The organism is Peptostreptococcus faecalis (genome assembly GCF_900240845.1).
Taxonomy (GTDB): domain Bacteria; phylum Bacillota; class Clostridia; order Peptostreptococcales; family Peptostreptococcaceae; genus Peptostreptococcus; species Peptostreptococcus faecalis.
The window spans coordinates 877,744-903,439 of sequence record NZ_OERU01000001.1; the positions used below are offsets into that span (position 1 = coordinate 877,744).

The following is a 25,696-nucleotide window of genomic DNA, read 5'->3' on the forward strand; positions in this document are numbered from 1 at the left end:
AGATTGTTCTTTGGGTGGTGTAAATATGCAAATTGTTTTAGAAAAAATACAGAAGTACTATAAAGTAGGAAAAAATAGACTTCACATATTAAAAAATTTGGATCTCGAAATAGATTTTGGTGAATTCATTATGATAATGGGTAAATCTGGAAGCGGTAAAACTACTCTACTTAATTCACTTGGCTTTTTAGATAAAATCGATGAAGGTAAATATTTTTTTGAAGGAACTGATGTCAGTAATCTAAGCGAAAGCAAAAGAGCTGAATTCAGAGCATCATATGTTGGATTTATATTTCAGCAATTTAACCTAATAGATACATTGAACGTTTATCAAAATGTAGAAATTCCGCTTATATATGCCGGAGTTAAAGATAAAAAATTAAGAAAACAATTAATTGAAAAGCGATTAGATGACGTTGGATTACTGCACAAAGCATCTAGCTACCCTAACCATCTTTCAGGTGGACAGCAACAAAGAGTTGCTATTGCTAGAGCTCTTGTAAATAATCCTAAGATAATTTTTGCGGATGAGCCAACAGGTGCTCTTGATACAGATACTGGAAATGAAGTCATGAGACTTCTAAGCGAACTAAATAATCTTGGAACAACGATAATAATGGTTACTCATGATCCAGATATGATTAAATATGCTTCAAGGGTTATAACTCTTAAAGATGGTGTTTTTGAAAAGGAGGTTTAGCATATGATTACTCTATTAAAAAACTCAGTTGCAAATCTCAAAAGTCATAAACTTAGATTAGTGATAGCCTTTATATGGATTATTATAGGTATAACATCAGTTGTATTTGTAAGTTCAATTGGTAATGCTATGAGCAATGTATTTAAAGAATCATTTCAAACGGTAAATCCTAGAACTTCTATAATTAAATTTATACCAAAAGATCCTTTTATGGATTCTGAAACTGAAGAACTTTTGCAAGCCTTTAGTAAATCAGATGTTCCAATGCTAGAAAGCATAAAAGGTGTAGAAAAAATAGAAGCAACTAATGAAAAGCCGGCTTACTCTAATAATTATTTAAATGGTGTGTATTATACACAAGTATCTTTTTATGACAAGAGTTTCTCTTCTTTTATTTCTATAGCTGAAGATAGTCACTACAAAGTGATAAAAGGAAGAGCTATTGACGAAACAGATAAGGGAAAAAAAGTAATTGTGTTAAGTAGTAATGTCAGCAAAGAAGTTTTTGGGAAAAACGACCCATTAGGTAAAGCAGTTACAATTAATGGGCTAACTTATGAAGTTGTCGGGGTATCTGATGAAAATCTTGTATACGATCCCGTAGAGAAAGGTTTCAAAAAAAGAGGAATATTTACTGCTGAACAACCCTTCTCTGCAGTACCTAAGCTTGCTTACAACTACTTAACTGGAGAAAATATAGAAAATAAGACTGTAAACCAAGTTAAAGTTACCGCAAAAGAAGGCGTTAGCGTTTCTTCAGTATCAGATAAAGTTGTAGCTAAATTAAAAACTCTTCACCCTGGCCTTCCAGGTGATTATGATGTTGAAGACCAAAGCTCTTTGCAAAAATCAACAGAAGGAATGACTGATGTTATAGATAAATTTGTTCGAATTATAACTGTTGCAGCTATGATAATCGGCGGAGTCGGAATAATGAATATAATGTATGTTTCTGTAATGGAAAGAAATAAAGAAATTGGAATAAGAAGGGCTTTAGGTGCTAAACCAAATACTATTCTTTTTCAGTTTTTAGTAGAATCAGTATTCATTACTTCATGTGGAGGTATTTTAGGAATAATCGTTGGATATGCAGTAACTATTTATTCAAAGAATATCATGCCTTTCAAACCTATTCCTAGTGTAAATAGTTTTGTTTACGCATTCTTATCCATTGTACTTACTGGAATTATATTTGGTCTAGTTCCAGCGTATAAAGCTTCTAAGGTCGACCCTATAAAAGTAATATACAAATAATATTTTGAGATTAATTCTTTTGAATTAATCTCTTTTTATTTATATATTCACTATTAAATTACTTTTAATTATGATAGTATATATTTAATAAATCACTAATTTAAAATTATTATTTTTTTAAAAGGAGAATATATGAATAAAATACTTATAAAAAACGGACGAATTATTAATCCTATTGATGGATTTGACTCAGTATCTGATCTTTTAATAGAAGATGGACTAGTAAAAAGAATTGAAAAGCATATTGAAGAAAAGGATGGCTACCATATAATTGATGCAACAAATTGTATTGTTTCACCTGGTTTAATTGATATACATGTACACTTTAGAGATCCTGGTTTCACTCATAAAGAAGATCTATTTACAGGAGCTAAGTCTGCAGCAGCTGGTGGTTTTACTTCTGTAATACTAATGGCCAATACAAATCCAAAAATTGATTCTATAAAAAATTTAAACTATGTAATAGAAAAGGCAAAAAAAGCAGATATTAATATATACCAAGAAGCGGCATTAACTCATGATTTCAAAGAAAATCTAGTCGATATGGAAAGTCTTTATGATGCCGGTGCTGTTGGTTTTACAAATGATGGTGTTCCAGTTATGAATACTTCTCTACTTCGTAAAGCAATGTTCAAGGCTAAAGAAATTGGTGCTGTCATAGCATTACACGAAGAGGATAATTCCTTAATTGAAAATCATGGAGTAAATAGTGGTTTTGTGTCAGAAAAAATGGGATTAGGTGGCGCACCTAGAGTTGCTGAAGATGTAATGGTGTCTAGAGATTGTATGTTGGCATTAGAAACTGGCGCTACAATTGACATTCAACATATTAGTTCTGGAAATGCTGTAGATATGGTGAGATATGCAAAATCTTTAGGAGCTAATGTTTTTGCAGAAGCAAGCCCACATCATTTTACTTTAACTGAAAAAGATGTATTAGAACATGGAACTTTAGCTAAGATGAACCCTCCTCTTAGAACTGAAGAAGATCGTGATAAAATAATTAAGGGACTAATTGATGATACTATAGAAATTATAGCAACGGATCATGCCCCACATACTTCAGAAGAAAAAAATGTAGAGTTCAAAAAAGCTCCAAGCGGAATAATTGGTCTAGAGACTGCCCTACCTCTTTCAATTACCGAGTTAGTAAAAAAAGATAAACTTAAAATGATACATATGCTGTCAAAATTAACATGCAATCCTTCAAAATACTACAATCTAAATAGAGGTGATATAAGCTCAGGAAAAATTGCAGATATTTGTATATTTAACCCTGACGAAAAATTTATTGTTGATAAATTCTATTCAAAATCATCTAACTCACCTTTTATAGGTAGAGAGCTTTTTGGAAAAGTTAAATACACTATCTGTTCAGGAAAAATAGTATATTCAGATGAAAAATAATTTTTAATAAAAAGTCCCCTTGTTATCAAATTAGACAAGGGGGGCTTTTTATTAATTTGTAAACATATTACAATAATTTCAGAGATACCAATTAAAAATATCTACTTCAATTCATCAATAAATTTATTTAATACTTTGCTTTTACTAGTTAAAACTGACAGCTCTTCTCTGTCATCTATATTTAAACTATCATTTAAGCTCTTTAAATATTCATCGAGCTTTGTAAGTTTTTTTGCAAGTTCTTTGCTATTGGATTCAGTATTAAACTCCAAATATTCTCCCAACAACATTGAATAAATTGAAGACTGATCAAGTAATTCAAGAGCTACTTTCTGAAAATACTCACCTTCATCTTCTTTACCTTCATGCAATGCTTGCTTTGACATAGCTAATGATATTCCTGCAAGTTTGCTAGATAAATCAAATTGATTTCTAAGCAATTTGATGTCATTATCATCAGCGTCTAATATCATCTCAAAATACTCTTTTTCTGAATCTGAGTCCTCATTTTCCATTTCAAAAAAAACACTTGAATCATATCCGCATACAGGACATACTGCAGGAGCGTCTTCGCCTATATGCACATACCCACATTCCTTACATTTGAATTTTTTCATGTCACAACTCCTTTTTGTAAAATTTCATATTAATACATATCTGCATTGTAACTTCCTAAATTACTCTGCTGAAATACTTCATTTACATCATTTTACAATTCTAGTTATGCAATGTCAAGAATTCATATACATTTGATTAGTATTATTTATATAAAAAGTTAATTTTATAATTATTCTATCATTAGGATAAGAAAAAAACAATTTATAAAATATTTATACCTTTTTTTATAAATTATAATAAATATTTACGTTTTTATATTTAATTATTTACTAATATATAGTAGAATGGAATAGATAGGAGGGTGACATGAGTATAAATAATAAAAGAAACAAAGAAAAATCAAGTTATAATTTCAAAAAGGCAATACTATTTGCAATAATAATAGTTAGTATAATAGGATGTGTGGTAATAGGTTTAGAGTATAAAAAAGAACAAGAAGCATCTCTTAAGAAAAATACAAATAATTTAAGTGCAGAAAGTAAAAATATTGAAAAAGAACCTATTGTAGGTCAGAGAACAGAAGAAAAGAAACTTTATGGAGTTGATTCTCAAAAAGTCTGGAATGCATTAAACACATATAGTTATGATAATGGTGGTAAAAAAGAAGTTTTCCTTACTTTTGATGATGGTCCTTCACTTACAAATACGCCAAATATATTAAAAATTCTTAAAGAAAATGATGTAAAAGCAACTTTTTTTGTAATGGGTAAATCACTTAAAATGGATGGAGCTGCAGCTGTATTGAAAGATACTTATAATCAAGGTATGGCAATAGCCAACCATTCTTATTCACATGATTATAAATATTTATATCCTGGAAGAACTTTAAATATAGATAACTTTAAATCTGATTTTGATAAAAATGATAAGTTAATAAAAGATTCAATCGGTGTAGATAACTTCTCTACTAGAGTAATTAGATGCCCAGGAGGTCAGTTGTCATGGAAAAATACAGAACCTCTTAGTGATTATCTAATTAAAAATAACAAAGCTTCAATCGACTGGAACAGCCTTAATGGCGATGCAGAAGGTCCAAAAAAGAATGCTGAGCAACTATATCAAGAAGCTGTAAAAACTTCTACTGGCAGTAATTTAGTCGTTCTACTTATGCATGATACATACGGAAAAGAAGATACAGTTAACTCTCTTGATAAGATTATAAAATATTACAAAGAGCAAGGATACGAATTTAAAACACTAGTATAACAATTTAATATTTTAAAAAATAAAACTAAAGTTTGGTAAATATGTATTCCACTACTTTAGTTTTTATTTTATTTAATTTAAAATATTCCTGTATATTGCTTAATTATTTGATTAGTAAATCCCACTAATAATATTTGAAAATTCATTAAATTATGGTTATTTAGTTGATAAAATGATAAAATAATATTATATAGTATATATTAAATGTCAAAAAATACAAGAAAGTATTTTTGCATTATCTATAAATAATCATTTGGAGGTCTCTTATTATGAAAAGAATAGCTTTTATTGGTGCTGGGATAATGGGTAAAAACATGATTCGTAATTTTTTGAAAAAAGGAATTCATGTAGATTTTTATTCGAGGACAAAGGAGAATGCTTTAGATATAATAGATGAAGGGGCAAATTGGTGCGACTCGATTGCTGAGTGTATAACTAATCATGACATAATAATAAGCATGGTCGGTTTCCCTAGTGACGTTCAAGAAATATATCTTGGAGACAGTGGAATCATATTAAATGCAAAAGAACACGCATACCTTATTGATATGACAACTACAGATCCAAACCTTTCAATTGAAATAGGCAAAGAGGCAAAAAAAAGAAATTTACATTTTCTAGATGCACCTGTTACCGGTGGAGATGAATCTGCAAAAAATGGTACTCTGACTATTATGGTCGGTTCTGAATCAGTAGATTTTGAAAGATGCTATCCTGTTTTTAAATGCCTTGGCAATATAATTATTCATGAAGGCCCAGTTGGTTCAGGTCAAAAAACTAAAATGGCTAATCAAATTGCTGTAGCAGCAAATATTGCAGGAGTTTGTGAGTCTTTGTATTTTGCTCAAAAATCAGGTCTGGATGTTAATAAGGTTCTCATTACAATTAGTACTGGTGCCGCATCTAGCTTTCAAATGGATACACTAGCACCCAAAATTTTGGATGAAGATTTCGAACCTGGTTTTTTTGCAAAACATCTCGTAAAGGATATGGATATAGTACATTCAGAGGCAAAAAATATAAACATAGATTTACCTATCTTGGAAGAAATTCTAAACACTTATCGCAAAATTTTAGATGAAGGATATGGAGATTTAGGTACTCAAGCACTTTATAAATACTATGATAAAGAAATAGATTAAACAATAAAAAGAACTAGGTTTATATTAAAATAAAACCTAGTTCTTTTGTTAATTATATCAAATTTTTATAAAATTTTGCTTAGAAAGTACTGAAATTCTTTGTTTAATATGTTCTCCATTTACAGCCTCATCAATCATTGCAATAGAATAATCTGCATAACTGATAAAACTTTCTCCATTTGAATTAACTGTGAAGTCTTCTCCAGCTAAAATATATTCACCAGTTCTTTCTCCTTCAAACTGAAAATCTGCAGCCGGACTAATATAAGTCCAGTTTACGTCATCTCTAGATCTAAGCTTTTCGAGTGAGTCACCCATGGCCTTTGCTAAAGGTTTGAATGCTTCTATAAAATCTGGAGAATCAGATAGAGTCAGTTTATGATCTTTATCTATATAAAGGCTACCTGCTCCACCAACTACTAATAATCTTGTATCCGTTCCACTTAATATATCTGATAAGTGCATCAGTGAAGTCGAATGTTGATGTAGAGTATCATCTGCCCACGTTCCGAAGGCATCTATTACCACATCAAAGTCTTTTAAATCATCAGAAGTTAAATCAAAAAGATCTCTCTGTATAAATTTCTTTGCTAATGACTTATTCTCTCCTCTTACGACTGCTGTAACGTCTAGATTTCTTCTAGTCGCTTCCTCGACAATCTTTCTTCCTTGTTTTCCATTGGCAGATATAACCGCTATCTTCATAATAAAAACCTCCTATTATTGTTTTTAATTAAAAACTTTTACTTAGAGATGTTATTACCCATAAAAAACTTAAAAAAACAAGTTTTTAGTGTTCGTGGTCGCAATCTTCTCCACAATCGCCATGATTTGCAACGTGTTCATTGTATTCTTTTTCTGCTAATTTATATTCTTCAATCATTCTGTCATATGTTGGAAGCTGCTCTTCATCATCTAAATCAGTACCATTCCAATCTGCATACATCATCTGGTCTCCATTAGTCAATATCATTCTTCCTACGTGAGTAGTTTCATCTATTAATTCTAAGTAGTCCATCTGAGCTTCAACAACGCTTTCAGTCAACTCAATATCTTCATCCAAGCATTGTACTACCATAAGTGGTAAAATTGATTCTGTTTCATCTTCAATTACTACAGTAATATCAATAGTACCTTCAACACCTTCTTCGTATTCAGATAGTGGTGTATCTACCTCTATCATATTTTCTGGAACCTTTAATTCTTCAACTAAATATTCTATAACTCTGTCTTTAACTAGTTCTTTTGACATTGTATTCCCCTTCCGTATTTATATATATTTGATTATTATTATACCACCCAATATATTTAAAGTCCATAAAATAGAAAAATAAACATTCAAGGTAAAATTAAGCATAATATTATATCCTGATAAGTAATCTTGGAAATATAAGATTTATTATTTTTGGAGGTATATAAAATGAAAAAATATAATAAAATATTTTCTGCAGTGATGTCTCTTTTAATTATGTTTTCTATGTATGGTAGTGCAAAAGCGGACTCTACTGGGGAAGTAATTACAATTGGTGCAAATCTAAATGCAAATCAGAAAAAAGAAATTTTGAATTACTTTGGAGTAAGTGCAGATAATCCTGATATAATATATGTAAATAATCAGCAAGAAAGAAAATATCTATCAGGAATAGCTCCTGATAGACAAATAGGTAATGTAACCATGTCTTCATCTTATGTAGTTCCCACTACTGATGGTGGAATCAATGTTAAAACATCTAATATTACTTGGGTAACTAGTTCCATGATTGCTTCTACTTTATCTACAGCAGGTGTAGAAAATGCAAATGTAGTTGCAGCTGCGCCTTTCCCTGTAAGTGGAACAGGGGCTCTTACAGGTATTACAATGGCTTTTGAAAAATCTTCCGGCGAAAAATTAACTGAAGAAAAGAAAAAATTAGCAAACCAAGAGTTAGTAACAACAGGTAATATCGCTGAAGAAGTTGGTAATGATAAAGCATCAGGAATAATTAATGATGCAAAAAAAGATGTAATTAAGGATAACCTAACTTCTGAAAAAGATATAGAAAAAAAGGTTGAAGAAATTGCTAACAACTATAATGTTAATTTGAGCACAGGTAATATAAATATAATAGTAAATCTACTAAAAGATGTAAGTGCTCAAAACTATGACTATAATGAAGTGAAAGATACTTTAAATAATGTAAGTGCTAATGTAAGATCAAGCTTAAAAAATGCTGGAGAAAACATAAATGTTGACGGTATAATTGAAAAAGCATCTTCTTTCTTAAGAAACAATAAGGATGCAAATGAATTTTTCAATAAATTTGATGAGTCAAAGTTATCAAAAGATGCTATTGTTAGTACAACAACTTCTGGAATTGAAAATGTTCAAAAAATAGCGGGAGACGTAGGTCAACAAGTTGAACAAAGTGGATTTTTTGATAAAATCATTAATTTTTTCAAATCACTTTTTAATTAGTTCTATTCAATAATGCTACAACATACTTATATATTAATTTATTATTAATAAGTAAATACTGATAATGAATTAAGAAAAACAGACCTTAGTTTTATTAAAACTAAGGTCTGTTTTTTATTTTATTGCTATAGGTTTTAGAATGAAGGTATTATAGCTCCATCATATTTTTCTTCTATAAATTTTTTAACTTCAGGTGATGTCATAGCTTTATCTAAAGCTTTTATTTTTTCGCTATCCTTATCATCTTCTCTAACTGCTATGATATTAGAATAAGGAGAATCCTTTGACTCGATGGCTATAGAATCTTTAGTAGGATTTAATTTTGCTTGAAGAGCGTAATTAGAGTTTATTACTGCTAAATCAACATCTTTCAAAGTTGTTGGAAGTTGTTCTGCTCCCATTTCCTTTACTTCTATGTTCTTCTTATTTTCAGTTATATCCTTAGCTGTTAAAATTTCCTTATCATTAACTTTTATTAGTCCTTCTTTTGCAAGTAATTTTAATGCTCTTGATTCGTTAGTTGGGTCATTTGGAACGGCTACTATAGCTCCATCTTTTAATTCAGAAATACTCTTAACTTTTTCTGAGTAAACGCCCATAGGTTCTAAATGAACCTTAACTGTGTATGCTAGATTGTCATTATTCTTTTTGTTATATTCTTCTAAGTAAGGTATATGCTGATAAAAGTTAGCATCTAGTGATTTTTCTGATAGAGCCTTATTAGGTAGTACGTAGTCATTAAATACCTTTACATTTAATGTGTAACCTTCTTTTTCAAGAAGAGGCTTAACAGCTGAATTTAAAATTTCAGCATGTGGATTTGCTGTAGCTCCAACTGTGATTACTTTGTCAGAACTTGACGTTTTTTCTTCTTCAGATTTGTTATCTGTTGAACACGCTACAAGAGTAAGCGATAAAATAGCTGTTGCTGTAAGAGTTAATAATTTTTTTACTTTCATTTTGTACCTCCTTAATTAATATAAATATATTTAAATAAAGCAAAAACTTTATTTAAGTTTTTTATAAAGATAGTCTCCAATTCCTTGTATAACTTGTACTAGTATTACCAATGCTATTACTGTGAAAATCATTACATTAGCATCAAATTGCTGGTGACCATACATCAGTGCCACATTACCAAGTCCACCTGCCCCTACAGCTCCCGCCATAGCAGTATAACCTAATATAGTAATTATAGCTAAAGTTATTCCGGTAATTATAGAAGGTGTAGCTTCTTTTATCATTACCTTGAAAATTATCTGTCTATCTGTCGCACCAAATGATTTAGCAGCTTCAATTAATCCTTTGTCAACCTCATTTAAAGCACTTTCTATAAGCCTAGCTATAAATGGAGCTGAGCCAATTGTTATTGGAACTATCGCTGCAGTATCTCCTATGCTCGTTCCCACTATAAGTCTAGTTATGGGAATCATTGCAACAATAAGAATCATAAAAGGGAAACTTCTTACAATATTTACTATCAAACCTAGTATTCTATTTACATTCTTGTTTGGCTTTAAGCCATCTTCCTTTGTTAGCACAAGTATAATTGCTATAATAAAACCAAGAAAAGTTGCAATTATCGTTGGAACAAATATCATATATAATGTTTGTATAAATGCCTCGGGAAATAAAATCGTTATATATTCATTAAAGCTCATTATTTATCTCCTCCCATCTCATATCATGCTTATCTAGGTACAATTTAACGTCATTAACGGATTCAGTTGGAACATTTATTATTAATGATCCTAATATATCATCTTTGAATTTTTCTAATTTTCCATAAATTATTGATACATCGATATTTAATTCTCTAGCCATTCCCGTAATTATTGCATCATTTGATCTATCATTTGTAAATAAAAGTTTTATATTGTTTCCACTAGGCAACACAATATCTCTCTCTCCAAGCAGATTTGTTAATGTCTTGTTGCTGCTTAAAAATACTTCCTTAGTTTCTCCAACTTCTAATACTTTACCTGCATCCATAAGGGCTGTTCTAGTACATATTTGCTTTATTACTTCCATTTGATGTGTTACTATTACAATCGTTATACCTAGTTTTTTGTTTATATCCTCTAGAAGAGAAAGAATTGAATTTGTTGTCTTAGGATCCAATGCTGATGTTGCTTCATCGCAAAGAAGAACTGATGGATTCATAGTAAGAGCACGTGCTATTGCAACTCTCTGTTTTTGACCACCACTTAAATTTCTAGGCTTCTCGTTTTTTTTATCAGCGATGCCTACTAATTCAAGTAATTCATTTACTCTATTTTTTATCTGCTCTTTTGAATAATCAAAACACTCCATTGGAAGAGCTACATTTTCAAAAACCGTCTTTCTTTCAAGAAGAGAAAAATGCTGAAATATCATACCTAAATTCTTTCTCAATTCTCTTAGCTCAGTAACACTGAGTTCTTTTACATTTTTGTCAGCCACATATAGTTCTCCTGAGTCAAATGTTTCAAGTTGGTTTATGCATCTAAGTAACGTGGATTTACCAGCTCCACTGTGCCCTATTATTCCAAATATTTCACCTTCATTTATTGTCAAGTTCACATTTGTCAACACTTGGGTTTTTCCAAAAAATTTGTTGACATTCTTTATTTCTATCATTTTTTGTTGCCTCCTTATACTTTGATTAGTTTTTTTAAACTAAAAAACGCCTAAGTAAAAAATACCTAGGCACAGGAAATTTTACTCATCTTTCAGCTATTAGCTGCTGGATTTAGCACCTTGATTACTTACAGGTTGCCGGGTTTCACTGGGCCAGTCCCTCCACCGCTCTCGATAAGAGATATTATATTATTATACTATAATAAAACGTTTTTCTATCTTTGTCAATATTAAATAACAATTTTGATAATTATGTTTCTTATACCAATTGCATTACTAATAAAATTAAATTATAAATTATTACACATGCAACTAAACCTCCCATTGCATAATCAAGGGTTGGTTTTGTGCCCTCATCCTTATTTTTTTCTATTTTCATCTTTATAGAAACTACTATTCCATACATCATAACAGATAATCCAAATATTGCTAAAACTCTAGAATATATCGGCATTTTAATATAATTAGAATATATAAATAATAAGAATCCTATCCCTAGCATGAAAGTAGTATTTTTTGTAAGATCTTTTTCTTTTTTATCAACTTTCTTGTCAAAATTTTTATTGTAATATGGTTTTTCCTTTTTCTTCTTAGTAGACATCTCATCCTCCATAATATATATTAATATAATCTATATTATACCACATACCACTCATTTAGTGGTGTACAAAAAAAGATGAGCCGAATGACCCATCTTTTTAAACTATAAACTTATCATTTTTAATTATATTGCCTTTGCTTTATTAGGTATAAATTTACCAATTATACCAGCTATTATTACTGGAACAATCCAGAAGAATCCAAACTGACCGCCTGGCCAAGAATTCATAGAGTTAGTTAAGTTTTGAAGAGCTTCAATATTAGTAAGTCCTGGTACACCAGATAGAGAAAATAATATACCTAATATTAGAGCTACCCAAATAGATATTCTAAATATATTATTGTTGCTAATTTTATTATTAAATAAACCAAGTATAATATAAACTACAACTGCTGGATATACCATTCCTAGTAACGGACCAGCTATTGCTATAATTTGTTCAACCCCGAAGTTAGATACAAATGCAGAGAACACACAAACAATAGCTACATTTATTTCATACTTTAATTTACCTTTTGACAATTCATTGAAGTAACTTGAACAAGAAGACACTAGGCCTATCGCTGTTGTAAGACATGCAAGTCCAACAATTACTGCAAGTATAACCTTACCAGGTCCTCCTAAAATACCACTTGTAATATCTACTATAAGATCAGTTCTATTTACTGACGCATCATATGTACCTGATACAGTAGCTCCTAAGTATGCTAGTCCACCATATACCAATGCCAATCCTACAAAAGCAACTAACCCTGACATTATAGTAGCTTTTGTCATTGCTTTTTTATCTGAATAACCTTTTTGCTGTATAGATGTAATTATAATACCCGCAAATATACAGGCTGCCATAGCATCCATTGTCTGATATCCATCTGATATACCTCTTACAAAAACGTTATCAATTAGAGTTCTATCCATTACTTCCCCAAGAGGTGAAACAGATCCCTTAATTATAAGTACTGCAAGACAAATCAACAATGCTGGAGTAAGAACAGCTCCAACTATATCTACAACTTTTGATGGTTTAATTGATAAAAATAGTACTATTGCAAAGAATATGATTGAGAATATGATAGGACTAAATCCGTCCCCAATTGTAGGAAGTATACCAATTTCATATGTAGTTGCAGATGTTCTAGGAATAGCTACAAAAGGACCAATACATAGTACCATTATAGTTCCAATTACTACTCCTATATTTTTACCAGCACGCGTAAATAACTTCGGCATATCGCCCTCGACTTTAGTCATAGCTATAACCCCCAATAAAGCTAGACCACCATCGGCAAATAAGAATGCAAAGAATCCACTAAACCATTGAGTCCCTGCGAGAACTCCTAGGTAAGGTGGAAAAATAAGGTTACCAGCACCAAAGAACATGGCAAATAGTGCGAAACCTACCACAAGTATGTCTTTAAATTTAATACTCATGTAAACCCCTCCTTTATTTATTTTTTACAATATGATTTCTTTCATCATTAGTATACAATTTGTAACCCTTATTGTCAAACAATTCTTTATTTTCGATTTTTTTATAACAATAAGTTTCTGCTTATTTTTTTCATAATTTAATTCATTTAATTGACTATTTTATAATTACACATTAATTTAAATAAGTCAATAAAATATATATTATTTTTAAGTAGCATTGTATACAAAATTATTCATTTTTTTTGAAAATATTTTTCTTTTTTTAGCTTGTAAATTTTATTTTTAAAAATATTAGTATTTTTTTGTTAAATTAATAATTATTTGTTAAGGAATGTTGTATTTTACGCCTTTTCAGTAATTTTATCATTTTTTTTATTTAATATATGTTTTTAATTAAATAAAAAAAGAATACTACATATATCACCTTTAAATAATATAATTTATATAAGTGATATCTGTAGCATTCTCTGTTTAACTATTTATACTATAAAACATTTTATTATTTTATTGTTATTTTACCATCTTCTGATAATATATTCACTGTATCGCCTTCATTTATATTACCTGAAATTATCATTTTGGCAATTTGCGTTTCTAATGTATTGTTTATATATCTTTTTAATGGTCTCGCTCCGTAAACAGGATCATATGCAGTTTCAGAAATAGTATCTTTTGCTTCATCTGTTAAATTTAAGCCTATTCCCTTTTCATTCAATCTATCCCTTAATTCCTGCATAAAAATTTCTATAATATTTTTAATTTCTTCTTTCTGAAGTGGTTTAAACATTATAATATCGTCTACTCTGTTTAAAAACTCTGGTTTAAATCTATGTCTCATAACGTCCATTACTCTTTCATTTACTTCGTCTGTTATTACTCCTCCAGAATTTAGTAGTAATTCACTTCCAATATTTGAAGTCATTATAATTAACGTGTTTTTAAAGTCTACAGTCTTACCCTTATTATCAGTTAACCTTCCTTCATCAAGAATTTGTAAAAACATATTAAATACGTCATCATGTGCTTTTTCTATTTCATCAAATAAAATTACAGAGTATGGCTTTCTCCTTACAGCTTCTGTTAATTGACCGCCTTCTTCGTATCCAACATAACCAGGAGGTGGTCCTACCAGTCTTGATACACTGTGTTTTTCCATATATTCTGACATATCAATCCTGATAATACTATCTTCGCTATCAAACAATTCCCTAGCCAATGTCTTTGCTAGTTCTGTCTTTCCAACACCAGTTGGTCCTAAGAAAATAAATGATCCAATAGGTCTTCTCTGATCACTTAACCCTGCTCTAGATCTTATTATAGAATTTGAAACAGCCGTTACTGCTTCATCTTGACCTATTACTCTTTCATGTAAATGATCTTCTAAGTTTAGTAACCTTTCTTTTTCCGACTCAACTAATCTAGTAACCGGAATACCTGTCCATTTTGAAATAATTTCTGATATTTCATCTTCTGTAACTTCTTCTTTTAAAAGCGTTGTTGAATCAGTTTCCATTTTTTCTTCGTAAACTTTTATCTGTTCTTCTAATGACGGAATTTCTCCAAACTTCACTTCTGCAGCTTTATTAAAATCATATTCTCTTTCATATTTTTCTGCTCTTGATTTTGCATCGTCAAGTTTTTCTTTAAGCAATTTCAAGTCCATTATTTTACTTTTTTCAGTTTCGTATCTTGCAGTCAAATTATCATTTTCTTCTTTTAACTCAGAAATTTCTTTTTCAGTTTCTTCCAATCTAATTTTTGACTTATCGTCTTTTTCGTTTAATAGAGCTTCTCTTTCTGTTTCAAGAGTAAATAACTTTCTTCTCACAGTATCTAGCTCTGTTGGCAATGAATCTATTTCACTCCTAATCATAGCTCCTGCTTCATCAATTAAGTCAATGGCCTTGTCTGGTAAAAATCTATCTTGTATATATCTGTCAGATAGTTTTGCAGCAGCAACAATTGCATTGTCGTGTATTCTTACTCCATGATGTATTTCAAATCTCTCTTTTAGCCCTCTAAGAATAGATATTGTGTCATCTACTGTTGGTTCATCTACTATTATAGGTTGAAATCTTCTTTCTAGTGCTTTATCTTTTTCTATATATTTTCTATATTCATCAAAAGTTGTAGCACCTATACAATTTAATTCACCTCTGGCAAGCATTGGTTTTATTAAATTACCTGCATCCATTGAACCTTCAGTTTTTCCTGCTCCAACTATAGTATGTATTTCGTCGATAAATAATATTATTTTTCCTTCTGAACTAGATACTTCTTTTAGTACCGCTTTTAGCCTTTCTTCAAATTCACCTCTAAATTTTGCTCCTGCTATCAAGGCTCCCATGTCTAGAGAATATACTATTTTGTCTTTTAGTCCTTCTGGAACATCACCCTTTACTATACGCTGTGCCAATCCTTCAACAATAGCTGTTTTACCAACGCCTGGCTCACCTATTAAAATTGGGTTATTCTTTGTTCTTCTAGACAGAATTCTTATCGTTCTTCTTATTTCTTCATCTCTACCAATTACAGGATCTATCTTATTATCCTGAACTAATTTAACTAAGTTTACACCATACTTTGCTAAAGCATCATATGTACCTTCAGGGTCCTGTGTGTCTACCCTTTGATTGCCTCTTATGCTGTGAAGCACCTCTAAAAAATTATTTTCATTTAAATTGTATTGTTTAAATATCTTTGAAATATTTGAATTCTTTTCTACTTCAAAAATTGCTAACATTAAATGTTCTACACTCACATAAGAATCTTTAAAATCCTCAGATATTTTTTCAGCTTTCACTAGTATTTCATTAATTTTTCTTGTAGCAGTTACTCCTTGAGAACTTGCCCCTGATCCTGTAACTTGAGGTAATTTTTTCATCTCATTTTCCAAAGAATTTTTTAACGAGTCTATACTAATATTCATTTTTTCTAATATATTTGGAATCAATCCATCTTCTTGATTTATTAATGAATATACAAGATGGATTGAGTCAACTTGCTGGTTATTATTTTTTACAGCTTCTGCAAAAGAATCATTTAAAGCATTTTGTACTCTTAATGTCATTTTTTCTACGTTCATAATCATCATCCTTTCATATTATGTTTAACATACTTAAATATTATTTTCCCTTTTGTATTTTTTTATTCGCTTATTATTATAGATTTTCTTATATTTAAAATGCTGTCTAGTAAATTTTCTCCTTTATTTGGATCAAAACATAGATTAAGTTTGAAAGTTCCCGAAAAATTAACAAAATCAAAGTTTCTATCAGAATTTGCAACTATGTATAAATCTTCATCTAAAAACCTCTTTTTACCACTTTCCATATATTTACATTTTCTCAAAAATGAGTCTTTATAATTAATATAATGAGTCTTACTTTCTATATCATAAGTATATAAAACCACATTATCTAGTACTTTCATCAGATAATAATTCAAAAAATCATACATGTTGTCATCACAGTAAATCGATATTTCTTCATATATATATTCTCCAAAAAAAGGATGTACATTTTTTTGGAGTTTTATTACATAGTTTTCTGGAAGAGAAAATTCCAATTTCCAATAGTTTGAATCCTGTTTTTCAAGAGTTATCAGATTTCCATTTTTTTTAGTATTATTTATCTCTTGCATAGAGCATAAAAAATTTTCCATATTAAAAAGATTTTTTTGATCTTCAAAAAATAAGTCGAACCACTTCATTATTTCTCTATCAAATTTAAAACTCATTCATATCCCTTCCCTCTTCTTTTAGTTTATTATATTCTTTTATCAGTTTATCTCTTTCATATTTTGATCCTTTGTAAGAAACTAAAGGATTTATCATATAAACCCCATTTCTTATTTTTTGCATAAAATCCCTTTTTCTGTATTCGCTAAATATTACTGATAAACTCGTCTTTGGATAATCTATTAGTTTTGACAATTCATCTAAAGTCATATAAATTTTATTATCTTTGTCCATTTCATTTATTAAAATCATAGGAATTAGTGCTTTTTTTGAACTAGTTCCCTTCATTATAGATATGTAATTTTTTGGAGATATATTTAAAAAACGATCTCTGGTATTTCTAGCTTTTATATTTCTACTTTCTGTGTACTCAGTCTGATCAATTTTTTTCAAACTTTCTTTTATTTCCAGCATATTAAATCACATCCTTTCTTCATAATATACATCTATAAATTATCAATGTCAATCGCTCGTAAAATAAAGTTTATCATTTTGCTAAACTTTTATTTATCGTTTAAATAAAAAATATCTCAAACAATTTCAATTTTTTCAATCTATTTCAGTATTTTTATAAAAAATTCAAATTTTTTTATTTGTATTATATATTTTTAATTGAACTATATTCTTTATACGCAGTTTAATTGTATATATGCTATAATCTAATAGGTAATATTATAAAAATGAATGGAAGTGATTATTTTGAATATAAATAGAAAAAACATATCTATACTAGGATCTACTGGTTCTATAGGTACACAAACACTAGATATAGTAAGATTAAATAAAGACCTTTTTAAAATTGAAGGAATAAGTACTAATAAAAACATCGAATTACTTATTGATCAAATTAAAGAATTCAATCCAAAGAAAGTTGCTATATATGATGAAATTGCTTTTAATAATTTTCTTAAATTAAAAGAAGTTAATGAATACAAAAATCTACTAAATGGTATTGAAATATTAAAAGGTCTAGACGGACTGGTTGAAATATCTAAATCTAAAAATATAGATATTTTAGTTACAGCTGTTGTAGGTATGGTCGGCCTATTACCAACTCTTGCTGCTATTAAAAACTCAACTACAATTGCTCTTGCTAACAAAGAAACTCTTGTAACTGCGGGTGAAATAGTAATGTCTGAGGCTAAGAAACACAATTCTAATATTATTCCAGTTGACAGTGAGCATAGTGCTATTTTCCAATGCTTAAATGGTGAAAATAATAATAAAATAGAAAAAATTCTTTTAACGGCATCAGGCGGACCTTTTTTGGGTAGAAAAAAAGAAGAATTAGAATGTGTAACTAAAAACGAAGCTTTAAAGCATCCTAACTGGACTATGGGAGCCAAGATTTCTATAGATTCTTCAACTCTTATGAATAAAGGTCTAGAAGTAATAGAAGCAAAATGGCTTTTTGACGTCGATCCAAAAGATATAGTGGTACATGTACATCCTCAAAGCATAGTTCACTCTATGGTTGAGTTTTCAGATTCAACAGTTATGGCTCAACTAGGGTGTCCAGATATGAGAGTTCCTATACAGTATGCGCTTACTTATCCAAAAAGAATAAGTTCAAATTTCGATAGATTAAATTTATTTGAAGCAAGTAATCTTTCTTTTCAGGAACCTGATTTAGAAGTTTTTCCTTGTTTGAGACTTGCCTATGAAGCTTTAAGTCATGGTGGTACCGACTGCACTGTATTAAATGCTGCAAATGAGGTATTAGTTCAATATTTTTTAGAAGAGAAAATTAAATTTTATGATATTCCTAAGTATATTTCACTAGCTATAAAAGAACATAGTTTTATCAAAAAACCTACTCTAGAAGAAATTTTAGATATAGATAAATGGACACGTGACTTCATTTCCAATACAGTTTTAAATGTACAAAAAGTTTAAGTGTTTTTAAAGCTTTATATACTACAATTATTAACTAGTTATATAATTATGTGGGTATCATATAAACTGATATAAATGTAAAATTATGTACTTTATAGAAAAGAATAATATTAAAATAAGAAGGTGAATTAATGAATATAATAGTAGCAATATTAATTTTTGGTTTTATAATATTTATTCATGAATTGGGTCATTTTTACTTTGCAAAAAAAGCTGGTGTAACAATTTATGAATTTTCCATAGGTATGGGACCTAAGATATTTTCAAAAGAAAAAAATAATACTCTTTATAGCCTAAGGGCTCTTCCTATTGGAGGATATGTAGCCATGGCAGGTGAAGATGAAGAATCTGATGATGAGAACTCTTTTGATAAAAAGCCAATAAAAGATAGATTAGCTTCTATATTTGCTGGTCCTGTTGCAAATATAGTCTTGTGTTTTGTTTTACTTTCAGGCTTTTTCATGATCGTAGGAACTCCAACTACTAATATATTAGAACAAGTTGCTGAATCGTCTCCAGCATATGAAGCAGGTTTAAAAAAAGGAGATAAAATTATATCTGTAGACAACAAATCTATTTCTAATTTCGAAGAACTTAGTTCTGCAATTTCTTCAAGTAACGGAAAAGAGCTAAAAGTAAAATATAATAGAAACTCTAGCGTTGAAACTACATCGATTAAACCTGTGAAAAATAATGAAAAATATATAATAGGTATTACACCAAAAAATGAAAAAAATCCAATAAAAGCTATTCCTTATGCTTTTTCAACAACTTACAATACTTCTAAATCAATGTTGCAATTTATTTGGAAGTTAGTAACTGGACAATTATCTGGAAATATAGTCAACTCTTTGGCTGGACCTGTAGGTGTAGTACAAATTGTTTCAAACGCTGCAACTAGTGGTATATTAAATCTTGTCTATCTAACTGCAATAATAAGTCTAAATATTGGTCTAATGAATTTATTACCTATTCCAGCTTTAGATGGTTGGCGAATTTTAATCTTAATGATTGAAGCTCTTAGAAGAGGTAAAAAATTACCTGCAAAGGTTGAAGGATATATAAATGGAATTGGATTAATTGCTTTACTTAGCTTTATGATATTCATAACATATAAAGATATTCTAAGAATAATTGGTTAGATATAATAAGATATAAACATGTTGAAAGGTTTTAATTATGAGTTATAATAGAAAAAAAACTAAAGTAGTAAATGTAGGTGGAGTTTTCATTGGAGGAGATAATCCAATTTCAGTTCAATCAATGACAAACACCGACACGAGAGATTCTAAGTCTACAATAGATCAAATACATAGGCTTGAACATTCAGGCTGTGATCTTGTAAGAATTGCAGTGCCAGATATGGAAGCTGCAAAGCAAATATCTGAAATAAAAAGAAATATTTCAATACCATTGATTGCTGACATACATTTTGATTATAGATTGGCTCTTGAAGCAGTTAATCAAGGAATTGATGCAATTAGAATAAATCCTGGTAATATTGGTGATTTAGAAAGAACTAAATCAGTAGTTGATGCCTGCAAAAAAAATAATTTACCTATAAGAATAGGTGTAAACGGAGGATCTTTAGAGAAATCCTTGCTTGCTAAATATGGATCTCCTACTCCTGAGGCAATGGTTGAATCAGCACTTAACCATATAAAAATTTTAGAATCCTTAGATTTTGAAGATATAGTAATTTCTCTAAAAAATACAGATATTATAAAGACTGTAGAGGCATACAGACTTATGTCGCAAAAAGTTGACTATCCTCTTCATCTTGGAGTAACAGAATCTGGAGGAATAAAAAAAGGGACTATAAAATCCTCTATTGGTGTGGGATCTCTTTTAGTTGATGGTATTGGCGATACTATTAGAATTTCTTTAACAGGAGATCCTATCGAGGAAATAGGCGTTGCAAAGGAAATATTGCGAAGTATTGGTCTTCTTAACGATAAAATAAAAATTATATCTTGCCCTACTTGTGGAAGATGCAATATAGATTTGATAAAATTAGCCGGAGAAGTTGAGAAAAGAGTTGAATCTATTGATTCTAACATGACTGTAGCAATAATGGGATGCGCGGTTAACGGTCCTGGTGAAGCTCGTGAAGCGGATATTGGTATAGCAGGTGGAGATAAAATGGGATTGTTGTTTAAAAAAGGTGAAATTTATAAAAAAGTCCCACAAGAAGAAATAGTTGATACTTTGTTAAGTGAAATAAATATAATGAAAGAAGAAATATAGACATTGTATTTCTCCTTTCATTTGAAAAAGGATGAGCCTGTATTAGTATCGCTCATCCTTTTTTTATATATTATATAAAATTATATCTATAAATTAATTTAATAATTTTTTTTCTAGATCTTTTGAAATTGAATTTTCACCACCAATAAAAATAATTTTTGATATTTTGGATTTATCAATCCATGTTTTTATATCATTATAATTTTTACTATTTACCAAGATCATAGGTGTTGATTCATTTGATACTACTGATCCAATTACAAGCGAGTCAATTATATTGTCTCCATTAGCTACAAAAATCTTAGATGGATTTTCATATGCTTCTATCGCAACCTTCAATGAAGTTTCGTATCTGTCTTTGCCTGCAATTCTATTTACAGTACAATATTTTGATAAATATCCTTTTACTTCTTTTCCTACTGAATTTTCTCCTCCTGCAATTACTGCTTTTTGTATTTTATTTGTAAATATATACTCTATAACTTCTTTCGATATCTCACTGTTTTTTGCTAAAATTATTGGTCTTCCAAATTTAGTTGATAAATTCGATACAGATAAACCGTCAACTATATTTTCACCATTCACAATATAAATATCTTTTGCATCATTATTATATTTTTGAGCTATTTTGATACTTGTTTCGTATCTATCTCTACCCGATATTCTTTCAACATCTAATTTGTTCTCTTTAATAATTTTTTCTACATCTTCACTAATTGTATTTACTCCCCCAACCATTATAACTTTCTTAGATTTGAGCCTTCTCATTTCCTCTACAGTTGACTTTGGAATGCTATTTTTATTAGTAATTAAAATTGGAGCGTTTAATTTTTTTGAAATGTTGGCAGATACCATGGAATCAGAAAATTTTTCATTTGAAACTAGTATCACATTTTCTGACTGTTTAAAGTATTTACTAGAAACTTTTACTGCTGTTTCATATCTATCTTTACCTGCTATCCTTTCATTCATTATAACCTTCTCTAATGGATATGAAGGATTTGATGGATATGAAGGAAGTGTAGTATCTATACTTTCTTCTACGTAAAATATTTTATGATACTTTGATTCTTCAAATAAAGTAAGATGTTTATCGTTATTGGTAATAAGCTTTACAACTATTTCATTCTTGTTTTCATCTAAATTATTCTTGAAGGCTTCTTTCCCTAACTCTTTCAAAGTTTTAGGTATTTTCACTTCTTTAAGTAATAAACTCTTAAACGCTGAATTTTCAATAATTTCTATTCCTTCTTCAAGTATAAGACTCGTAGTGTATCTAAATTTTACATTTTCTTCAAAAGCGAATTTACCTATTTTTTTGACATTTCCTGGTATTACTAATTCTTCAGCTCTATGTGCTGAAAATGCTTTTTTTTGTATTTCAACAACTGTTTTAGGAATATTTATTTCTTTTAAAGGTGCTCCTACAAATGCTGATTCCCCAACTACTTTTATTCCATTAGGAATATCTATATGTTCGAGAAAAATATTTCTAGAACATATACCATTAGGAATTTTATCCATACCTTTTGAAAATTTAATTTTTTTCAATTTATTCAATGAAAAAACACCATCTCCCATCGCTGTTACTGAATCTGGAATTGAAACTTCTATAAGTTGATTTCCGTTAAAGGCAACCGCTCCAATTTCTTTTAGTTTCTCTGGTAGAATAACTGTTTCAAAAGAATTATATCTAAATGAACTGTCTCCTATTTTAGTTACACTTTCTGGTATTTTTACACTTTTCAGACCATTAGGAGACTCAACTATATCATTTCCCATAATCACACCCTCAGTAACTTCGAATGCTTTTGCTCCAATTTCAGTAATTTCATCTCCATTTTTATTTCTATCAGGCAATATTAAATCTTTATTTATTTTAGATTTTTTTTCACCTTTTTCTGAAAAACCTAAAATTATGCTTCCTTCAAATAAAAAATCTTCTGCATCATACTTCATTTCTTCGGAAATTTCTAGATTTTTCATTGCTTTTTCAATTCCTTTAACTGACATACTAACATCTTCTTGAGTAGCATTTTGATCTTCAATAATTTCTTTTGCAGTCAATATTTCTTTATTTAAAATCTTCCATGAAGAAGCAGTGTATAATTCTTTATTTAGTTTTTCAATCTCATTTATTTTCTCACGTAAAGCTTTTTTATTTACGGCTATCCCTTCAAGAGTATTTATTGAATTGGCAAGTCTTATTTTAGCCCTATTAATATCTTCTTGCGATGAATTTTCATTTTTGAATATTTCTTTTATCTCAATTAATTCAAGATTGAAATTATCCCAACTTTCTTTATTATATTCTCTACTATCTAAATTATTCGCTTCTTTTATAGCTGTATGTAGTTCTTCTCTATTTACATCTCCACCTATTAGTACAAACTTCTGATATTCACTAGGATATATATACGAACTAGTGTGAAGGTGTTTTGGGTTTCTAGTATATAAGTTAACCTGTCCTACATTATCCTTACCTTCTATTTTTTCAACACCTGGATTATTTATAAATACATACTCTTTTAATTTGAAAATACTATAAGGTAGATGCACTTCTTTTATCTTATTATTTGCAAAGCAATAGTTATCAATCTGTATCGAATCCACGTCATCAGATATTTCAAGATTATCTATTTCATTTTCAGAAAAAGCTTCATTTCCAATCTTTAAAACAGAGCCTGGAATGTAAATATTTTTTATTCTATTTTTTTTGAATGCAAAAGAGTCTATCGCCTTTACATAGGAAGGTATACTTATTTTTTCTATTTTATTATTATTAAATGCAGACATATCGATTATGAATTCTTTTTTTCTGCCCTCAGCAGAAGGAAACGCTACTGTTTCAATTCCCTTATCTGAAAAAGCAGATCTTCCTATTCCTTCTATTTTTTTAGTTTTAACTACTCCACCTTCCTCTATTTGAACTTCACCTGGAATTACTAAATTTTTATTGTTATTTATTTTTTTCATTCCTTTATCAGAAAATCCTTTTATTCCAAAGTATTTTCCGCCAGAAGAAATTCCATATGAAAATTCATCATAGATAAAATCATCTTCATTCCATTTATCGTGAGCTTCATTATTTAGTAAAAGTGTCGCTTTTATTGTGTGTCTATCTAAATTTTTTTCAGTAGATTCTCTGCTACCTAAAAGGTTATATTTTTCATATTCAGAATCTGGAATACTTTTAAATTTACCTTCTACTTCCAGTGATTTTTTTGATAAATCAAGGTTTTCTAAATTCCATTCTATTTCTGTTGATACAAATAAATCTTCTTTATTCAAATAGTCGTCTTTTATTGGAACTATAAAACCAGAATAAACTTTCACTTTTTTCTTTAACTCATTTTCAATTTCATTTATATTTTCTACTTTTATTTCACCAGCATCTAACACTACTTTATCTGTATTTAGAAAAGCTCTAGATGCTATTTTTAAAAGTCTATTTTGAGGCAGTTTCAGATAGTTTATATTTTTAGTAAAAACTTCATCATAAATAACTAAATCAGCCCCATCAGAAGCAATTTTATATTCAGATATATCCCCTGCAGATTTAAATAAACTATTATTTACTTTTTCTAAATTTTTACCAAAATACATCTCTGAATTCAAATTAATATCTTTCATAAAAACCTGGTTTTCAATCTTTTTAAGTGAATCCGGCAAGCGAATCGATTTCAATGTAGTAATATTTGAAAATGCCAACCTTTCTATACTTTCTAATCCTTCATTTAATATTACTTCGTCTAAAGATGTTGATATAAAAGCACCTTCTTCTATTGATTTTACTGTTGAGCTAAATTCTATTTTTTTTAAATTTTTTGCACTTGAGAATGCCTGTCTTCCAATAATCTCTAACCCCTCATTTAAATGTATTTCCTCAACTTCTAAATTTTTTGAAAACGCAGATGGTCCAATTTTTTTCACCTCTACATTATCAATTTTATCTGGTATTATAACTTTTTTTGAGTTCCCAATATATTTTGTTATCGCTCCGTTTTCCTTATCAAACTCTAATTCTGATTCAATACTCTTGACTTCTTGTTCAATCAATTGTTCATTTATATTATCTTGTACTATTGCAATCGATTCCAGAGGTATTATAGCTGTTACTATAGCACATGATAAAAATGTTGTTAAAATTTTTTTAAACATTATTCCTTCTCCTTATAAATTTTTATGCTCTCATTATTTATTTTCAGCACTTATACATTATATATTGTTTATCAGTGTCTCTCCATCTTTTATTCAAAATATCATGTGAAAATGAATATAACAATACTAAAGATGGTATACATTGTTTTTATCTATAATGTTTTTATAATTAAATATTATGAATTTTCTACAACTTATTTTATTTGTAAAATAAAAAAAC

Annotated in this window: 21 protein-coding genes and 1 riboswitch; of the genes, 9 read left to right on the plus strand and 12 right to left on the minus strand. The window is 29.3% G+C overall.

Annotation, left to right across the window (positions count from 1 at the left end; genetic code table 11):
• The first annotated feature begins 25 nt into the window (after positions 1-25).
• The 3 genes from C0982_RS04060 (at position 26) to C0982_RS04070 (ending at position 3,361) form a co-directional block, all read left to right on the plus strand.
• A complete protein-coding gene (locus tag C0982_RS04060) occupies positions 26-700 on the plus strand; it encodes an ABC transporter ATP-binding protein (protein WP_101772938.1) in 675 nt (224 codons plus the stop codon).
• A gap of 3 nt (positions 701-703) precedes the next feature.
• A complete protein-coding gene (locus C0982_RS04065; protein ID WP_101772939.1) occupies positions 704-1,954 on the plus strand; it encodes an ABC transporter permease in 1,251 nt (416 codons plus the stop codon).
• Between the two features lie 132 nt (positions 1,955-2,086).
• Complete coding sequence (locus C0982_RS04070) at positions 2,087-3,361, plus strand: dihydroorotase (RefSeq protein WP_101772940.1); 1,275 nt, start codon at positions 2,087-2,089, stop codon at positions 3,359-3,361.
• A gap of 101 nt (positions 3,362-3,462) precedes the next feature.
• On the opposite strand, the gene C0982_RS04075 is transcribed toward C0982_RS04070, so the two are convergent.
• Complete coding sequence (locus C0982_RS04075) at positions 3,463-3,978, minus strand: rubredoxin-like domain-containing protein (protein WP_101772941.1); 516 nt, start codon at positions 3,976-3,978, stop codon at positions 3,463-3,465.
• A gap of 307 nt (positions 3,979-4,285) precedes the next feature.
• Here C0982_RS04075 and C0982_RS04080 point away from each other — a divergent pair, with 307 nt between their 5' ends.
• Together C0982_RS04080 and C0982_RS04085 are read left to right on the plus strand one after the other, a co-directional pair.
• A complete protein-coding gene (locus tag C0982_RS04080; protein WP_101772942.1) occupies positions 4,286-5,185 on the plus strand; it encodes a polysaccharide deacetylase family protein in 900 nt (299 codons plus the stop codon).
• A 269-nt stretch (positions 5,186-5,454) separates the two neighbouring features.
• Positions 5,455-6,327, plus strand: a complete 873-nt coding sequence (locus C0982_RS04085) for an NAD(P)-dependent oxidoreductase (protein WP_101772943.1) — start codon at positions 5,455-5,457, stop codon at positions 6,325-6,327.
• A gap of 57 nt (positions 6,328-6,384) precedes the next feature.
• Here C0982_RS04085 and C0982_RS04090 read toward each other — a convergent pair whose 3' ends face one another.
• Positions 6,385-7,032 carry an SDR family oxidoreductase gene (locus C0982_RS04090; protein WP_101772944.1) on the minus strand — a complete coding sequence of 216 codons (648 nt, stop codon included), beginning with the start codon at positions 7,030-7,032 and terminating at the stop codon, positions 6,385-6,387.
• 85 nt (positions 7,033-7,117) lie between these two features.
• Positions 7,118-7,579 (minus strand): type I restriction enzyme HsdR N-terminal domain-containing protein, encoded by a 462-nt coding sequence (locus C0982_RS04095; protein WP_101772945.1) that lies wholly within the window; start codon positions 7,577-7,579, stop codon positions 7,118-7,120.
• A 168-nt stretch (positions 7,580-7,747) separates the two neighbouring features.
• Here C0982_RS04095 and C0982_RS04100 point away from each other — a divergent pair, with 168 nt between their 5' ends.
• Positions 7,748-8,782: a DUF1002 domain-containing protein gene (locus tag C0982_RS04100; protein ID WP_101772946.1), complete on the plus strand. Its 1,035-nt coding sequence runs from the start codon at positions 7,748-7,750 to the stop codon at positions 8,780-8,782.
• Positions 8,783-8,916: 134 nt separating this feature from the next.
• On the opposite strand, the gene C0982_RS04105 is transcribed toward C0982_RS04100, so the two are convergent.
• The 8 genes from C0982_RS04105 to C0982_RS04140 form a co-directional block, all read right to left on the minus strand.
• A complete protein-coding gene (locus tag C0982_RS04105; RefSeq protein ID WP_101772947.1) occupies positions 8,917-9,741 on the minus strand; it encodes a MetQ/NlpA family ABC transporter substrate-binding protein in 825 nt (274 codons plus the stop codon).
• 48 nt (positions 9,742-9,789) lie between these two features.
• Positions 9,790-10,443 (minus strand): methionine ABC transporter permease, encoded by a 654-nt coding sequence (locus C0982_RS04110; protein WP_180946855.1) that lies wholly within the window; start codon positions 10,441-10,443, stop codon positions 9,790-9,792.
• Positions 10,433-11,401: a methionine ABC transporter ATP-binding protein gene (locus C0982_RS04115; protein WP_101772949.1), complete on the minus strand. Its 969-nt coding sequence runs from the start codon at positions 11,399-11,401 to the stop codon at positions 10,433-10,435. Before C0982_RS04115 ends, C0982_RS04110 begins: the two co-directional genes overlap by 11 nt.
• A gap of 82 nt (positions 11,402-11,483) precedes the next feature.
• A riboswitch (SAM riboswitch) is annotated at positions 11,484-11,582 on the minus strand.
• Between the two features lie 78 nt (positions 11,583-11,660).
• On the minus strand, positions 11,661-12,002 hold the full coding sequence (locus C0982_RS04120; RefSeq protein ID WP_101772950.1) for a hypothetical protein: 342 nt from the start codon (positions 12,000-12,002) through the stop codon (positions 11,661-11,663).
• A 123-nt stretch (positions 12,003-12,125) separates the two neighbouring features.
• On the minus strand, positions 12,126-13,433 hold the full coding sequence (gene brnQ, locus C0982_RS04125) for a branched-chain amino acid transport system II carrier protein (RefSeq protein ID WP_101772951.1): 1,308 nt from the start codon (positions 13,431-13,433) through the stop codon (positions 12,126-12,128).
• 499 nt (positions 13,434-13,932) lie between these two features.
• The gene (clpB, locus tag C0982_RS04130; protein WP_101772952.1) at positions 13,933-16,518 is read right to left on the minus strand and encodes an ATP-dependent chaperone ClpB; all 2,586 of its coding nucleotides are present in this window, start codon (positions 16,516-16,518) and stop codon (positions 13,933-13,935) included.
• A gap of 62 nt (positions 16,519-16,580) precedes the next feature.
• Entirely contained in the window at positions 16,581-17,171 is a 591-nt protein-coding gene (locus C0982_RS04135; RefSeq protein ID WP_101772953.1) for a hypothetical protein, read from the minus strand.
• The gene (locus tag C0982_RS04140; RefSeq protein WP_101772954.1) at positions 17,161-17,586 is read right to left on the minus strand and encodes a replication/maintenance protein RepL; all 426 of its coding nucleotides are present in this window, start codon (positions 17,584-17,586) and stop codon (positions 17,161-17,163) included. Before C0982_RS04140 ends, C0982_RS04135 begins: the two co-directional genes overlap by 11 nt.
• A gap of 291 nt (positions 17,587-17,877) precedes the next feature.
• Between C0982_RS04140 and C0982_RS04145 the strand changes: the two genes are divergently transcribed.
• The 3 genes from C0982_RS04145 to ispG all read left to right on the plus strand — a co-directional run bounded on the left by C0982_RS04145 (position 17,878) and on the right by ispG (position 21,315).
• On the plus strand, positions 17,878-19,068 hold the full coding sequence (locus C0982_RS04145; RefSeq protein ID WP_242961506.1) for a 1-deoxy-D-xylulose-5-phosphate reductoisomerase: 1,191 nt from the start codon (positions 17,878-17,880) through the stop codon (positions 19,066-19,068).
• A 131-nt stretch (positions 19,069-19,199) separates the two neighbouring features.
• Positions 19,200-20,210, plus strand: a complete 1,011-nt coding sequence (rseP, locus tag C0982_RS04150; RefSeq protein ID WP_101772956.1) for an RIP metalloprotease RseP — start codon at positions 19,200-19,202, stop codon at positions 20,208-20,210.
• 37 nt (positions 20,211-20,247) lie between these two features.
• Positions 20,248-21,315 carry a flavodoxin-dependent (E)-4-hydroxy-3-methylbut-2-enyl-diphosphate synthase gene (gene ispG / locus C0982_RS04155; protein WP_101772957.1) on the plus strand — a complete coding sequence of 356 codons (1,068 nt, stop codon included), beginning with the start codon at positions 20,248-20,250 and terminating at the stop codon, positions 21,313-21,315.
• A 93-nt stretch (positions 21,316-21,408) separates the two neighbouring features.
• Here the strand turns inward: ispG and C0982_RS04160 are convergent, their stop codons facing one another.
• The gene (locus tag C0982_RS04160) at positions 21,409-25,476 is read right to left on the minus strand and encodes a leucine-rich repeat protein (protein WP_101772958.1); all 4,068 of its coding nucleotides are present in this window, start codon (positions 25,474-25,476) and stop codon (positions 21,409-21,411) included.
• Positions 25,477-25,696 lie beyond the last annotated feature (220 nt).